The organism is Pseudomonas sp. CFBP 13710, assembly GCF_014842235.1.
GTDB lineage: Bacteria > Pseudomonadota > Gammaproteobacteria > Pseudomonadales > Pseudomonadaceae > Aquipseudomonas > Aquipseudomonas baltica.
This window is the reverse complement of sequence record NZ_JACYVJ010000001.1, coordinates 505107-519628: the sequence shown is the minus strand read 5'-3', so window position 1 is coordinate 519628 and position 14522 is coordinate 505107. Positions and strand designations below refer to the sequence as shown.

Annotated in this window: 12 protein-coding genes and 1 riboswitch; of the genes, 7 read left to right on the top strand and 5 right to left on the bottom strand. The window is 63.7% G+C overall.

Annotated features, from left to right (window positions below; translation table 11 throughout):
- Positions 1 to 65 precede the first annotated feature (65 nt).
- Positions 66 to 1190 carry a mechanosensitive ion channel family protein gene (locus IFT44_RS02205; RefSeq protein ID WP_185793339.1) on the top strand — a complete coding sequence of 375 codons (1125 nt, stop codon included), beginning with the start codon at positions 66 to 68 and terminating at the stop codon, positions 1188 to 1190.
- Between the two features lie 3 nt (positions 1191 to 1193).
- Here IFT44_RS02205 and IFT44_RS02200 read toward each other — a convergent pair whose 3' ends face one another.
- Positions 1194 to 3017, bottom strand: coding sequence for a monovalent cation:proton antiporter-2 (CPA2) family protein (locus IFT44_RS02200; RefSeq protein ID WP_192175333.1), 1824 nt, complete (start codon positions 3015 to 3017; stop codon positions 1194 to 1196).
- Between the two features lie 106 nt (positions 3018 to 3123).
- Positions 3124 to 3347, top strand: a riboswitch (cobalamin riboswitch).
- A gap of 130 nt (positions 3348 to 3477) precedes the next feature.
- Here IFT44_RS02200 and IFT44_RS02195 point away from each other — a divergent pair.
- Genes IFT44_RS02195 through IFT44_RS02175 form a run of 5 tightly spaced genes read left to right on the top strand, consistent with a single transcriptional unit; the run spans position 3478 to position 6592 of the window.
- Positions 3478 to 3672, top strand: a complete 195-nt coding sequence (locus IFT44_RS02195; protein WP_122478101.1) for a CbtB domain-containing protein — start codon at positions 3478 to 3480, stop codon at positions 3670 to 3672.
- An 11-nt stretch (positions 3673 to 3683) separates the two neighbouring features.
- Positions 3684 to 4367: a CbtA family protein gene (locus IFT44_RS02190; RefSeq protein WP_192057086.1), complete on the top strand. Its 684-nt coding sequence runs from the start codon at positions 3684 to 3686 to the stop codon at positions 4365 to 4367.
- A gap of 5 nt (positions 4368 to 4372) precedes the next feature.
- A complete protein-coding gene (locus IFT44_RS02185) occupies positions 4373 to 4798 on the top strand; it encodes a cobalamin biosynthesis protein (RefSeq protein WP_192175332.1) in 426 nt (141 codons plus the stop codon).
- A 34-nt stretch (positions 4799 to 4832) separates the two neighbouring features.
- Positions 4833 to 5579 carry a precorrin-4 C(11)-methyltransferase gene (cobM, locus tag IFT44_RS02180; RefSeq protein ID WP_122478107.1) on the top strand — a complete coding sequence of 249 codons (747 nt, stop codon included), beginning with the start codon at positions 4833 to 4835 and terminating at the stop codon, positions 5577 to 5579.
- A 14-nt stretch (positions 5580 to 5593) separates the two neighbouring features.
- Positions 5594 to 6592, top strand: a complete 999-nt coding sequence (locus IFT44_RS02175; RefSeq protein WP_192175331.1) for a GlxA family transcriptional regulator — start codon at positions 5594 to 5596, stop codon at positions 6590 to 6592.
- Between the two features lie 88 nt (positions 6593 to 6680).
- Here IFT44_RS02175 and nfuA read toward each other — a convergent pair whose 3' ends face one another.
- Entirely contained in the window at positions 6681 to 7265 is a 585-nt protein-coding gene (gene nfuA, locus IFT44_RS02170) for a Fe-S biogenesis protein NfuA (protein ID WP_049859622.1), read from the bottom strand.
- A gap of 77 nt (positions 7266 to 7342) precedes the next feature.
- A complete protein-coding gene (locus IFT44_RS02165; protein WP_192175330.1) occupies positions 7343 to 8365 on the bottom strand; it encodes an acyltransferase family protein in 1023 nt (340 codons plus the stop codon).
- Positions 8366 to 8639: 274 nt separating this feature from the next.
- On the opposite strand from IFT44_RS02165, the gene metH reads away from it, so the two are divergent.
- Entirely contained in the window at positions 8640 to 12332 is a 3693-nt protein-coding gene (gene metH / locus IFT44_RS02160) for a methionine synthase (RefSeq protein WP_192175329.1), read from the top strand.
- 221 nt (positions 12333 to 12553) lie between these two features.
- On the opposite strand, the gene otnC is transcribed toward metH, so the two are convergent.
- Both otnC and otnK read right to left on the bottom strand, forming a co-directional pair.
- The gene (otnC, locus tag IFT44_RS02155) at positions 12554 to 13192 is read right to left on the bottom strand and encodes a 3-oxo-tetronate 4-phosphate decarboxylase (protein ID WP_185793346.1); all 639 of its coding nucleotides are present in this window, start codon (positions 13190 to 13192) and stop codon (positions 12554 to 12556) included.
- Positions 13189 to 14478, bottom strand: coding sequence for a 3-oxo-tetronate kinase (otnK, locus tag IFT44_RS02150; protein ID WP_192175328.1), 1290 nt, complete (start codon positions 14476 to 14478; stop codon positions 13189 to 13191). Before otnK ends, otnC begins: the two co-directional genes overlap by 4 nt.
- Between the last annotated feature and the right edge of the window lie 44 nt (positions 14479 to 14522).

Genomic DNA, 14522 nt, shown 5'->3' with positions numbered 1-14522 from the left:
GACGGGGAACCGTGTCGAGCTTTGCCGGTCGACTCCAGTTCATGCCTCAAGCGAGCACCCGCCCCATGGAATACGCCCTTCCCGATTCCTTGCTGGCCCGCGTGCCGATGCCCTGGCTCAGTACGCTGATCGCCGCCGCGCTGGCCGTATGCGTCATTCTGCTGATCCGCTGGGTCGGCCTGATCATCCTGCGACGCGTCTCCAAGTCCTTCGTACTGGCGCAGCAACTGGTCGCCCGTGCCGAGCAGCCGACCCTGTGGCTGATGCCGCTGATGGCCCTGCAGGCGGTGTGGACTTCGGCGCCCGACGACCTGCTGATGATCAATACCGTGCGCCACCTCAACGGCATGCTGGTCACCGCCTGCCTGACCTGGCTCGGCCTGCGCTGTGTCAAGGCTGTGGCTACGACCATGACCCTCAAGCACCCGCTGGACATCGAGGACAACCTTGCCGCCCGGCGCATCCAGACCCAGGTACGGGTGCTGGTGCAGTGCCTCAACGTACTGGTGCTGATTTTCGGCATCGCCCTGATCCTGATGACGTTTCCAGCGGTGCGCCAGATCGGCACCAGCCTGCTGGCGTCCGCAGGTCTTGCGGGACTGGCTGCCGGCTTCGCTGCCAAACCGGTGCTGGGCAACCTGATCGCCGGCCTGCAGATCGCCATTTCGCAGCCGATCCGCATCGACGACGTGGTCATCGTCGAGGGCGAATGGGGGCGTATCGAAGAGATCACCGGCACCTACGTGGTGGTGAAGATCTGGGATGAGCGGCGCATGGTCGTGCCTCTGCAGTACTTCATCGAGAAGCCGTTCCAGAACTGGACCCGCAGTACGTCCAGCATCATCGGCTCGGTGTTTCTCTGGGTCGACTACTCGGTGCCGCTGGAAGCGCTGCGCGTCGAGACCAAGCGTCTGTGCGAGGAAATTCCGCACCTGTGGGACGGCCGTGTGGTGGTTCTGCAGGTCACCGATACCAGCGACAAGGCGATGCAGTTGCGCATCCTGCTCAGCTCGCTGGATTCGTCGCGCAACTGGGATGCGCGCTGCCATGTGCGCGAGCGGCTGATCACTTTCGTCAACAACCGCTACCCCGAGTGCCTGCCGCAGCTGCGCGCCGAAATGTCGACCCGCACGCCGCATCCGGCCAACGAAGACGGGCCGGCCGACGTCGCCCGCCAGCCGCCGGTTTGATTCTCAGCGCCGCGGCGCGCCCTTGGCGGCAGCCTTCTCGTCCTGGCGATCGGATTCGAACAGCCGGGCCAGCTCGGCGCGTGCTTCCTGGGCGGTCTGCATGACCTTGGCTTCATCGTCGTAGATCGCATGCTGGGCCTGCAGCACCTGTTCGTCATGGCGCTTGAAGCGGCTGATCCGCGCATCGGCCTGGGATTGGCTCAAGCCCAGGCCGACCAGCGTTCGGCGGGTGATTTCCAGGCTCGAGTAGTAGGTTTCGCGAACCGCCTGGGCGCCATGGTCGACCAGCCGGTGCACATGCTGGCGGTTGCGGGCGCGGGCGATGATCTTCACGTGCGGGTACAGGCGGTTGACCAATTCGGCGGTCTTGATGTTGATTTCCGGATCGTCGGTGGCAATGACGAAATACTCGGCCTGCTCGACCTTGGCCGCGCGCAGGATCTCCGGCCGCAGCGGGTCGCCATAGAACACCGGCAGGTGGCCGAAGCTGCGCGAGAACTCGATGGACTCCACCGAGGTGTCCAGGGCTACGAAGCTGATCTTCTGCGCCCGCAGGATCCGCGCAACGATCTGCCCCATCCGGCCCATGCCGGCAATCACCACGCGCGGCGCGTCGCTTTCGATCTCGCGGTAGGCGTCCGGCACTTCCACCGGCGGGGTCTTGACCCGCAGCAGGCGTGCGCACAGCAGCAACAGCAATGGCGTGAGCGCCATCGACAAAGTGATGGTCAGCAGCAAGGTGTCGTACAGGCGCGCGTCGAACAGGCCCTGCTCGCGGCCTATCTTGAACACCACGAAGGCGAACTCGCCGCCGGCGGCCAGCACGATACCCAGGCGTACGGCGCTGAGCCGGCCCAAGCCGCCGGCCAGACGCCCGATCAACACCAGCAACGGCAGCTTGATGCCGATCAACAGCAGCGTCAGCCCCAGCACCAGTGCCGGGTTTTCGAGCAGCAGGCCCAGATTGGCGCCCATGCCGACACTGATGAAGAACAGCCCCAGCAGCAGCCCCTTGAACGGCTCGATCTGCGACTCCAACTCGTGCCGGTATTCCGAATCGGCCAGCAGCAAGCCAGCGAGAAAGGCGCCCAGGGCCATGGAGACACCGGCCAGTTCCATCAGCCAGGCGGTGCCGATCACCACCAGCAAGGCCGTGGCGGTGGACACCTCCTGCAGGCCAGTGCGGGCGACGACGCGAAACACCGGACGCAACAGGTAGCGCCCACCGACCACCACCACGGCGATGCTGCCCAGCACCCGCAGGCCGTGATCCAGGGTACTGCCCTCGCCTGCATCGCTGCCACTGCCGGCCAGCAACGGCACCATGGCGATCAGTGGAATCGCGGCAATGTCCTGGAACAGCAGGATGGCAAAGGCCAGGCGACCGTGGGGAGCGTTCAGCTCCTTGCGTTCGGCCAGGCTTTGCAGGCCGAATGCAGTGGACGACAAGGCCAGGCCCAGACCCAGCACCACAGCACTGTTCAACGGCTGGCCGAAGCCGAGCAATGCCACCGCGCCGATCACCACTGCGGTCAGCAGCACCTGTGCCAGGCCAACCCCGAACACCGCCTTGCGCATGACCCACAGCCGCTTGGGCGACAGCTCCAGGCCAATGATGAACAGCAGCAGGACTACCCCCAGTTCCGAGATGTGGCTGACGCTCTGTGGGTCGCCGACCCAGCCCAGCACTTGCGGGCCGATGACCACCCCGGCGAACAGATAGCCCAGCACCGCGCCCAATTGCAGGCGTTTGGCCAACGGCACGGCAATCACCGCGGCCAGCAGGAACACCACGGCGGCTTGTAGCATGTTGCCTTCTTCGGGCATGGGGAACTCCTTGTCGGATGTGAAAGTGCGGACCGCGGCAGCATTCTACAGGCGCCGGCGCTCGCTGGCATGGGCGCGGATTGACGGCCCCGCGTCGACATGATTTGCTAGGCGCTTCGTTTTGGGTGCCCTTCACAGGGTGAAACGGGAAACCGGTGAGTGCCAGCTTCGATTGGATGCTGGCGCAAGTCCGGTGCTGCCCCCGCAACGGTAAGCGAGAGAAGTGTCAGATCCACTGCGCCTGTCATGGGTGTGGGAAGGCGACGCTTTCAAGGCTGGCTCATACCGCCCCTCGCAAGCCCGGAGACCGGCCCAGACTGTCTGTGATCGACAAACCCGCGGTGGGCGGGCGCTGTTGCGAGCATGGCGCGCCTGCGCCAGGCTTTCTGCGTGCGCGTGCCCGATTGTCGGAACCACATACCGTGGAGCCGCCACCGTCGGGACCACCAGAGGGAACGCCATGTCCAGCACCGTCTCAACCAGCCCTGAACACGCCCAAACGCATACCGCCACCCTCGCCCAGCGCATTGCGCTGGCGACTGGTACGTTCCTGCTGGGCTGCTGCCTGGTCGGCTTCGCCGGTTTCTCGCATATCGAAGCCGTGCACAACGCCGCTCACGACACCCGGCACAGCGCCGCCTTTCCGTGCCATTGAGGAATACCGAGATGATCAGGCACATCGTACGTACCGCCGGGTTCAGCGGGCTGCTGGCCGCTTTGTTGTTGACGCTTCTGCAAGCCCTCTGGGTCGCCCCGCTGATCCTTGCGGGTGAAACCTATGAAACACCTGCCGCGCAGCATGAGCATGCCGATGCCGCAGGCGCCGAGCACGAGCACGAGCACGCCGAGGCCTGGGAACCCGAAAACGGCTGGCAGCGCGTGCTGTCCACGGCCGGGGGCAATCTGGTAGTGGCCGTCGGCTTCGCCCTGATGCTGGTCGCGCTCTATACGCTGCGGGCACCCGGTCGCAATGCCCAGGGACTGTTGTGGGGGTTGGGTGGATTCGCGGTGTTCTGCCTGGCGCCGAACCTGGGCCTGCCGCCGGAACTGCCCGGCACGCAGGCGGCAGACCTGGCATCGCGGCAAACTTGGTGGATCGGCACAGCCGCGTCGACAGCTGCGGGCCTGGCGCTGCTGGTGTTCGGCCGCGGCATGCTGCTCAAGGCGCTGGGCCTGGCCATCGTGCTGGTACCGCACCTCATTGGCGCGCCCCAACCCGAACAGCATGCGAGCCTGGCGCCCGAAGCGCTGGAACAGCAGTTCGTGATTGCTTCACTGGTAACCAATGCGGTGTTCTGGCTGGCCCTGGGCCTGATCAGTACCTGGTTGTTTCGCCGAGCCCGTAGCTGAATCCGATGACGGCGCTGTGGGTAGGGTTCGGGTGTCGCCGAGGTTGCAGCGCGCAGGCGCTGCAGGAGCTGCTGCAACAGACCCTGCTTGAACACCGGCTTGACTGGGCGGATGTGCAGGGCCTGGCCAGCATCGACCTCAAGGCACACGAGCCAGGGCTGCTCCTGCTGGCCGAGCGTCTTGCCCTGCCCTTCTCCACCTACAGCGCGCAGGCGCTGGCGCCCTTTGAGGATCGACTCAGCCATCGTTCCGCGCGCTCATTCGCAGCGACTGGTTGCCAGGGTGTTGCTGAAAGCGCCGCCCTGGCCATGGCCGAGCACTGCACGGCGTCTGCGGCGATGCTGCGTGTCAAACGGCGGCACACGGCGGTGGCTACCCTGGCCATCGCCAGCAGTGTGGGTCAGACCAGCTGCGCTGTGCGTTCAACTTGAATATCATTCACCCCTCCGCCTGTCAGGAATCCCCATGACCGTTTATTTCATCGGCGCCGGACCGGGCGATCCGGAGCTGATCACCGTCAAGGGCCAGCGCCTGATCCGGCGTTGCCCGGTGATCATCTATGCAGGCTCGCTGGTGCCCGACGCGGTGCTCGAAGGGCACACCGCGCACCAGGTTCACAACAGCGCCGAGCTGCACCTGCAACAGATCATCGAGCTGATGCGCCAAGCCCATGACCGGGGCGAAGACGTAGCGCGGGTGCACAGCGGCGATCCCGGCCTGTATGGCGCGATCGGTGAGCAGATTCGCTGCCTGCGCGAGCACGGTATCGACTACCAGATCATTCCTGGCGTGACCGCTACGGCCGCTTGCGCAGCGCTGCTGGGCGTGGAGCTGACCCTGCCCGATGTGGCGCAGACGGTGATTCTCACCCGCTATGGCGACAAGTCGCCGATGCCGCCGGGTGAAAGCTTGGGCAGCCTGGCCCGGCACGGCGCGACGTTGGCCATTCACCTGGGAGTGAAGAATCTGGATCGAATCGTCGCCGAACTGCTGCCCAGCTACGGCGCGGATTGCCCGGTTGCCGTGATTCACAAGGCCAGCTGGCCGGATCAGGACTTCGTGCTGGGCACCTTGGCGGATATCCAGCTCAAGGTCGCAGCCAAGGACTTCCGGCGTAGTGCGCTGATTCTCGTGGGGCACGTGCTGCACACGGACAGTTTCGCCGACTCGGCGCTGTACCGTGCGGGCCATGCCCACCTGTACCGTTCTTGAACGACATGGACTGCATGGCTGATTCCACCAAAGTGATCGCTTGCCTGATCTATCCCGGGGTGATGAGCCTGGATGTGACCGGCCCGATGCAGGTGTTCGCCTCGGCCAACGTCGAGCTGGCCCGCCAGGGCCTGGCGCCACTCTACCAATTGCAGCTGTTGGGGGAGGCAGCGGGCGCCGTGGCGACCTCCGCCGGGTTGAAACTGCATGCCGACGCCAGCTGGCTGTCGGTGGACTGCAGCACCCTGGACACGGTGCTGCTGCCCGGCGGCAGCAGCGATGCCGAACAGTGCGCGAACACTGCCCTGCTCGCCTGGTTGCGCGAGGCCGCGCCCACGGTCCGACGCTTGGGTTCGGTGTGCTCGGGAGCCCTGATGCTTGCCAGCGCGGGCTTGCTGGACGGCTTGATCGCCACCACTCACTGGGACGATGTCGAGGCCTTGCAGGCGTTTGCCAATGTGCAGGTGCAAGGCGATCGGCTGCACACCTACGACCCTTCGGACAAGGACGGGCACAGCCACATTTTCACCTCGGCAGGCGTCACCGCCGGGATCGACCTGGCGCTGGCGTTGATCGAGGCCGACCTGGGCAGACCCCTCGCCCTTGCCGTCGCCCGTCGTTTGGTGCTGTTTCTCAAGCGCTCGGGTGGGCAGACGCAATTCAGCCCGCACCTTGCGCGCTGCAACGGACCGACGTCGAGGCTGACCGAGTTGCTTGAATGGATTGCACTGAACCTGAGCGCCGATCTGTCCCTGGAAGCGCTGGCACACAAGGCCAACATGACGCCGCGGACGTTGTACCGGGTTTTCTTTGCCGAACTGAACATCACGCCGGCGCGGCATATCGAACGGGTCCGCCTGGAAGCGGCCCGGGCGATGATCCAGGGCGGGCAGTTGTCGCTGCAGAGCGTGGCGCGCCTGTGCGGCTATGGCCATGCGGAAAACCTGCGGCGCAGTTTTCAGAAGGTGCTTGGGGTGAGTCCGCAAGGTTACGCCCAGCGCTTCGGCCAGTAGCCGCCCGCATCGTGCTGCTTGGGCGCAGCGAATCGGATGTGGGCCCCGCGTTCTGGCGCGGGGCAGCTTGCCTACCTAGCTTGCCTACCTAGTAGTAGGCGTTTTCTTTCTGGGTGTGGTCGGTGACATCACGAACGCCCTTGAGCTCCGGGATGCGCTCGAGCAGGGTGCGCTCGATACCGTCCTTGAGGGTGACGTCGGCCTGGCCGCAACCCTGGCAACCACCGCCGAACTGCAGCACGGCAATGCCGTCTTCGACCACGTCGATCAGGCTGACCTGCCCGCCGTGGCTGGCCAGGCCGGGGTTGATCTCGGTTTGCAGATAGTAGTTGATGCGCTCGTTGACGGGGCTGTCGGCGTTGACCATCGGCACCTTGGCGTTGGGCGCCTTGATGGTGAGCTGCCCGCCCATGCGGTCGGTGGCGTAGTCGACCACGGCGTCGTCGAGGAAGGCTTCGCTGACGGCGTCGATCCAGGCGGTGAAGCTTTTCAAGCCCAGGGCGGTGTCTTCCGGCTTTTCTTCACCCGGCTTGCAGTAGGCAATGCACGTCTCTGCGTACTGGGTGCCCGGCTGGGTGATGAACACGCGAATGCCGATTCCGGGCGTGTTCTGCTTGCTCAGCAGATCGGCCAGGTAATCGTGCGCAGCGTCGGTAATCGTTATAGCGCTCATAGTGGTTCCTCACAGACTTGCCAGCAGTTTACGCGAATCCGGCGACGCTGACAAAGCCTGACTGTTTTGGTCGGGAATCACCCGGTACGGGCCATCGAGGTCGAATCCAGGCGAGCGTCGGTCCAGTGCTTGACCCGGTGGTACAGACGCTTTTCGATCCACACGTAGCTGGCCCACGACACCAGGGCGATAGTGGGCACGCAGAACGCAAACACCCAATACGGGTTCAGATGCCAGTGGACGCTGGCCAGCCAACCGGCGTAGAGCACCAGCACGTGCACCAGGTACACCGAATACGAACAATCGCCCAGGGTCTTGAGCAGGCGGCTGCCACGGAAGTGCGGCTCCATGGCCACGCAGGCCAGGACAATCAGCGCGCTGGGCAAGCCCCAGTGCAGCAGCCGGTCGCTGGAATCCAGGTGATAGATCAGCACCGCCGACACGATGATCACGGCCAGGGGTAGCCACAAGCCCTGGGCGATCCAGCCGCGGCGGTAGAGCATGCCGATACCGATGCCCAGCAGGAACTCGTAGATGATGTTGTTCTGATAGAAGCGGCTGACCACCCCATAGCGGCCCAGTACTTCGCTGACCGCGACCAGCGCGGCGGCGACGATCAGCGGGCGGTAACGCTGCGGCACGGTGAACACCAGCGAGAACAGCAGGTAGAAGAACATCTCGTAGTTGAGTGTCCAGCCCACGTTCAGCGTCGGGTACAGGCCGTAGCCACCGGGATTTTCCGAAGGAATGAACAGCAGCGAGAGGATGAAATGCGGCAGGTCTATCGCGGCATGGGGCAGCCATTGGCCCAGGCTGACCAGCATCAGCCCCATCAAGGCGGTGTACAGCCAATAGGCCGGTACGATGCGAATGACACGGTTGAGCAGGAAGCGCCCCGCGGGCATCTGCTTGTCCTGGGTCGACAGGTAGATGACCAACCCACTGATGACGAAAAAGATATCGACGCCCACCGCGCCTCGGTCAGTGAAGAACTGACCGATGGGGCCTGCGGCATGGAAGTCGAAGAAAATCTGCATGAAGTGATGGCAGACTACGATCCAGGCGGCCAGGGCCCTTAAAGCTTGAAGCGAAATCAGCATGCGTACCGCCTTTTGAAACGAGAATTCGCGCCCCTTTTCAGGGCATTCCGAGGGGTGGGACTGCAAAAATCTCGAAAAGGTCGCGACACGCGTTAATGACTGACCGGCTGCAAGTTTCTTCCGGGGCCTTGTGCAAGGGACTGGAAAAGCACGAGCCCGGCGTTCCGAACATGAGTGAAATTCATGGCAATCCTCGTGATGATCAAATAGCGCACAGGTTTGCTATCATCCGCCACCTGTCACAGTGTCCGAATTTTCTGAAAGAGTGGTTCCCATGTCCGACCGCAGTGCTCGCCTTCAAGCCCTCCAGCAAGCCCTCAAAGAGCGCATCCTGATTCTCGACGGCGGCATGGGCACGATGATCCAGAGCTACAAGCTCGAGGAAGAGGATTATCGGGGTGAGCGCTTCGCCGATTGGCCAAGCGACGTCAAGGGCAACAACGACCTGTTGCTGCTCAGCCGCCCGGATGTGATCGCCGCCATCGAGAAGGCCTACCTGGACGCGGGCGCCGACATTCTGGAAACCAATACCTTCAATGCCACCCAGGTGTCCCAGGCCGACTACGGCATGGAGTCGCTGGTGTACGAGCTCAACGTTGAAGGTGCGCGGGTGGCCCGTCGCGTCGCCGACGCCAAGACCCTGGAAACCCCGGACAAACCGCGCTTCGTCGCCGGCGTGCTGGGCCCGACCAGTCGCACCTGCTCGCTGTCCCCCGACGTCAACAACCCCGGCTACCGCAACGTCACCTTCGACGAGCTGGTGGAAAACTACACCGAAGCCACCAAAGGCCTGATCGAGGGCGGCGCCGACCTGATCCTGATCGAGACCATCTTCGACACCCTCAACGCCAAGGCGGCGATCTTCGCCGTGCAGGGGGTGTACGAGGAACTGGGCTTCGAGCTGCCGATCATGATTTCCGGGACCATCACCGATGCGTCCGGTCGCACCCTGTCCGGGCAGACCACCGAGGCCTTCTGGAACTCGGTAAGCCATGCCAGGCCGATCTCGGTAGGCCTGAACTGCGCGCTGGGTGCCAGCGAGCTGCGCCCCTACCTGGAAGAGCTGTCGAACAAGGCCGGGACCTACGTTTCGGCGCACCCCAACGCGGGCTTGCCGAACGCCTTCGGTGAATACGACGAGCTGCCTTCGGAAACCGCGAAGATCATCGAAGAGTTTGCCCAGAGCGGCTTTCTCAACATCGTCGGTGGCTGCTGCGGCACCACCCCGGGGCATATCGAAGCCATCGCCAAGGCAGTGGCCGGCTATGAGCCGCGGGCGATCCCGGACATTCCCAAAGCCTGCCGGTTGTCGGGTCTGGAGCCGTTCACCATCGACCGTCAGTCGTTGTTCGTCAACGTCGGCGAGCGCACCAACATCACCGGCTCCGCGCGCTTCGCGCGGCTGATCCGCGAGGACAACTACACCGAGGCCCTGGAAGTCGCCCTGCAGCAGGTGGAAGCCGGCGCGCAGGTGATCGACATCAACATGGACGAGGGCATGCTCGACTCGCAGAAGGCGATGGTCACCTTCCTCAACCTGATCGCTGGCGAGCCGGACATCTCGCGGGTGCCGATCATGATCGACTCCTCCAAGTGGGAAGTGATCGAAGCCGGGCTCAAGTGCATCCAGGGCAAGGGCATCGTCAACTCGATCAGCATGAAGGAAGGCGTGGAGGCCTTCATCCATCACGCCAAGCTGTGCAAGCGCTACGGCGCGGCGGTGGTGGTCATGGCCTTCGACGAGGCTGGCCAGGCCGACACCGAGGCGCGCAAGAAGGAAATCTGCAAGCGCTCCTACGACATTCTGGTCGACCAGGTCGGCTTCCCTCCGGAAGACATCATCTTCGACCCGAACATCTTTGCCGTGGCCACCGGCATCGAAGAACACAACAACTATGCCGTCGACTTCATCAATGCCTGCGCCTACATCCGCGATGAGCTGCCCCATGCATTGACCAGCGGCGGCGTGTCGAACGTGTCGTTCTCGTTCCGTGGCAACAATCCGGTGCGCGAGGCGATCCACTCGGTGTTCCTGCTGCATGCCATCCGCAACGGCCTGACCATGGGGATCGTCAACGCCGGCCAGTTGGAGATCTATGACCAGATCCCGGCCGAGCTGCGTGACCGTGTCGAGGACGTGGTGCTCAACCGCACCCCGGAAGGCACCGACGCCCTGCTTGCCATCGCCGACAAGTTCAAGGGCGACGGCAGCGTCAAGGAAGCCGAGACCGAAGAATGGCGCGGCTGGCCGGTCAACCAGCGTCTGGAACACGCGTTGGTCAAGGGCATCACCACGCACATCGTCGAAGACACCGAGGAGTCTCGGCAGTCGTTCAAGCGCCCGATCGAGGTCATCGAAGGCCCGTTGATGTCGGGCATGAACATCGTTGGCGACCTGTTCGGCTCGGGCAAGATGTTCCTGCCCCAGGTGGTCAAGTCGGCGCGCGTGATGAAACAGGCCGTGGCTCACCTGATTCCGTTCATCGAGCTTGAGAAAGGCGACAAGCCCGAAGCCAAGGGCAAGATCCTGATGGCCACGGTGAAAGGCGACGTCCACGATATCGGCAAGAACATCGTCGGCGTGGTGCTGGGCTGCAATGGCTACGACATCGTCGACCTGGGCGTCATGGTGCCCGCCGACAAGATCCTGCAGGTCGCACGCGAGCAGAAGTGCGACATCATCGGCCTGTCCGGCCTGATCACCCCTTCGCTCGACGAGATGGTTCACGTTGCCCGGGAAATGCAGCGTCAGGACTTCCACCTGCCGCTGATGATCGGTGGGGCCACCACCTCCAAGGCGCACACGGCGGTGAAGATCGAGCCCAAGTACAGCAATGACGCGGTCATCTATGTGACCGACGCCTCGCGGGCGGTGGGGGTTGCCACCCAGTTGCTGTCCAAGGAACTCAAGCCGGCGTTCGTCGAGAAGACTCGCCTGGAATACATCGAGGTTCGCGAGCGTACGGCCAACCGCAGTGCGCGCACCGAGCGCTTGAGCTATACCAACGCCATCGCGGCCAAGGCCACCTTCGACTGGAGTACCTACCACCCCGTGCAGCCGACCTTTACCGGCGCCAGGGTACTGGATGACATCGACCTCAACGTACTGGCCGAGTACATCGACTGGACACCGTTTTTCATATCCTGGGACCTGGCCGGCAAGTACCCGCGCATTCTCACCGACGAGGTGGTGGGTGAAGCGGCCACCGCGTTGTTCGAGGACGCGAAGGTGATGCTGCGCAAGCTGATCGATGAGAAACTCATCCGCGCCCGCGCGGTGTTCGGTTTCTGGCCCGCCAACCAGGTGGAACACGACGATATCGAAGTGTATGGCGACGATGGCCAGCCGCTGGCGCGCCTGCATCACCTGCGCCAACAGACCATCAAGACCGATGGCAAGCCGAACTTTTCCCTGGCCGACTTCGTCGCACCCAGGGACAGTGGCGTGACCGACTACGTGGGCGGCTTCATTACCACCGCTGGCATCGGCGCCGAAGAAGTCGCCAAGGCCTATCAGGACAACGGCGACGACTACAACTCGATCATGGTCAAGGCCTTGGCCGACCGCCTGGCCGAGGCTTGCGCCGAATGGCTGCACCAGCAGGTGCGCAAGGTGCATTGGGGCTACGACCCCGAAGAGACACTGGACAACGAGGCGTTGATCAGGGAGCAGTACAAAGGCATCCGCCCTGCCCCTGGCTACCCCGCGTGCCCGGACCATACCGAGAAAGGCACGCTGTTCGATCTGCTCGATGACAACGGGCAAAGCGGCGTGACCCTGACCGAGCACTACGCGATGTTCCCCGCGGCTGCGGTCAGCGGCTGGTACTTCGCCCACCCACAGGCGCAGTACTTTGCCGTGGGCAAGGTCGATCGCGATCAGGTGCAGGCCTACACCGAACGCAAGAAACAGGAGCTGGCAGTCAGCGAACGCTGGCTGGCGCCGAACCTGGGTTATGACAACTAACGCAGATTCCGTGGCGGGTACGGGTTCAGCCGCGACTGAACCAGTACACCGCCGTCGCCACGATCACAACGATCATGAAGCCTATGGCCCAGGCATCGACATGGCTGTCGCTTTTGCGAATCTTCACGGAATTGCTCATCAGCTTCGTCTCTTGTGATTTTTGTAGGACGCTGGTTCCAGTAAAGCCCAACGATGGCCTTTTCACAAGTAGGGTCAATGCCTCACCAGGCGCAACCGAACACCCTCTTGAGTTCTTCGACGGCTGCCTGGCTCAAGGGCGCAGGTCGTGGCTCGGTCATCAGCCACAGCCGTGCGGTTTCCTCCAGTTCTTCCAGCGCATGGCTGGCCTTTGACACCGAGCTTTCCCAGACAACCGGGCCAAGCCGTTCCAGCATGACCCCCCTCACCTGATCGGCCAGTGCGGCAACTTGCGTCGCCACGTCGGGCGAGCCTGGGCGCTGGTACTGGATCAACGGGATGCGGCCCACCTTCATGACCTGATAAGGCGTGAGCGGCGGCAAGATGTCCTGCGCGCTCCACACCCCAGCCAAAGTGAGGGCCACCAGATGAGTGGAGTGGGTGTGGACCACGCCGTTGACTCCTGGGTTTCGGTCGTAAACTTGCCGGTGCAGGGCCAGGGTCTTGGAAGGTTTGTCACCGCTGACCCATTCACCCGCCGTGGTGACCTTGGCAATGGCGTGGGGCTGCAGCCTGCCCAGACAAGCATCGGTAGGGGTGATCAGCCAACCGTCGTCAAGGCGTGCACTGATGTTGCCGGCGCTGCCGACGGTATACCCACGCCCGAACAGGCTCAGGCCGACTTCACAGATTTCTTCGCGCAGGTCGTTTTCATTTCTCACGAAAAATCTCCCGCCAGGCAAGCCAGCGCCTTGGGAAAAAAGTCCACGCTGCCAAAGTTGCCTGACTTCAGCGTCAGCGCAAGCGCATTGGAGCCGCCAAAGGCTACGGTAGCCGGCACGCCAGGATCGATCTGCCGGCCGATACGCAAGCCTTTGACGCGCAACGCCTGCACCACCGAACCGGAAGTTTCCCCGCCCGCGATGACGAAGCGGCGCCAGCCCTTGCCTTGCAGTTGTGTCGCGACCTCGCCCAGCGCCGCCTCGATCATGGCGCCTGCGTGTTCGGCACCCAACTCCCGTTGCACGGCAGCCACTCGCTCGGGGCTGCTGGTGGCGTAGATCAGCACCGCTGGGTCACGGTCGGCGAACGCTACAGCCTGGGCTACGACCGGTTCGCCTCGGGCGATTGCAAGTGGGTCGATGCGAAAGGCCGGGCGACCTGCTTCCAGCCAGGCAGCGACCTGTCCGTTGGTAGCCTTGGAGGTACTGCCTGCCAACACAACGGCACGGCCTTCGATGACTGGCATGGCGGATGCGTCGCCTGTGCGCAACAGGCCCTGGCGGCGGAAGTTCTCCGGGAGGCCCTGGGCCACCCCCGAGCCGCCGGTGATCAAGGCGAGGTTCGCACAGGCACGCCCCAGCGTCTGTAGATCGTCGTCACTCACGGCATCGGCAATGGCCACGCGCACGCCTTCGGCTCGCAGTTCGTCCATACGCATGGCCACCGCAGAGGCGCCCTGCCCGACCACGTCGTAGCGCAGCAGACCCACCGCACCGGTGGTTTGCTCATCCAGCACGCGGACCAGGTTGGCATCTTTCATCGGTGTGAGCGGGTGGTGCTGCATGCCGCATTCATTGAGCAGGCTGTCCTGAACGAACAGATGACCGCGGAACAGGGTGCGGCCGGTCTCCGGGAACGCCGGACAGGCGATGGTGAAATCGCTGCCGAGGGCTTCCAGGAGTGCCTCGGTGACCGGGCCAATGTTGCCCACTGCGGTCGAATCGAACGTCGAGCAGTATTTGAAGAAGAACTGTTGGCAGCCACGCTCGCGCAGCCACGCCAGCGCCTGCAACGATTCGGCTACGGCGCTGGCCGCCGACGTGGTACGGGATTTTAGAGCAATGACGATGGCATCCGCCTCGGCGAACTCGGCCAGATCACTGTCTGGAACGCCAATCGATTGCACCGTGCGCATGCCGCCGCGCACCAGGATGTTGGCGAGATCGGTAGCACCGGTGAAGTCGTCGGCAATGCAGCCGAGCAGCGGGCGATGGACAGCGGTCATGAGTGGCATCTCCTGCACAGGTCACCGTGGCGGGCACGGCGCAT

Coding starts and splice junctions, on each gene's coding strand:
- IFT44_RS02195 (WP_122478101.1), top strand. CDS start 3,478: ATGTCCAGCACCGTCTCAACCAGCCCTGAACACGCCCAAACGCATACC.
- IFT44_RS02185 (WP_192175332.1), top strand. CDS start 4,373: ATGACGGCGCTGTGGGTAGGGTTCGGGTGTCGCCGAGGTTGCAGCGCG.
- IFT44_RS02200 (WP_192175333.1), bottom strand. CDS start 3,017: ATGCCCGAAGAAGGCAACATGCTACAAGCCGCCGTGGTGTTCCTGCTG.
- nfuA (WP_049859622.1), bottom strand. CDS start 7,265: ATGAGCGCTATAACGATTACCGACGCTGCGCACGATTACCTGGCCGAT.
- cobM (WP_122478107.1), top strand. CDS start 4,833: ATGACCGTTTATTTCATCGGCGCCGGACCGGGCGATCCGGAGCTGATC.
- IFT44_RS02175 (WP_192175331.1), top strand. CDS start 5,594: ATGGCTGATTCCACCAAAGTGATCGCTTGCCTGATCTATCCCGGGGTG.
- IFT44_RS02165 (WP_192175330.1), bottom strand. CDS start 8,365: ATGCTGATTTCGCTTCAAGCTTTAAGGGCCCTGGCCGCCTGGATCGTA.
- IFT44_RS02190 (WP_192057086.1), top strand. CDS start 3,684: ATGATCAGGCACATCGTACGTACCGCCGGGTTCAGCGGGCTGCTGGCC.
- otnK (WP_192175328.1), bottom strand. CDS start 14,478: ATGACCGCTGTCCATCGCCCGCTGCTCGGCTGCATTGCCGACGACTTC.
- metH (WP_192175329.1), top strand. CDS start 8,640: ATGTCCGACCGCAGTGCTCGCCTTCAAGCCCTCCAGCAAGCCCTCAAA.
- IFT44_RS02205 (WP_185793339.1), top strand. CDS start 66: ATGGAATACGCCCTTCCCGATTCCTTGCTGGCCCGCGTGCCGATGCCC.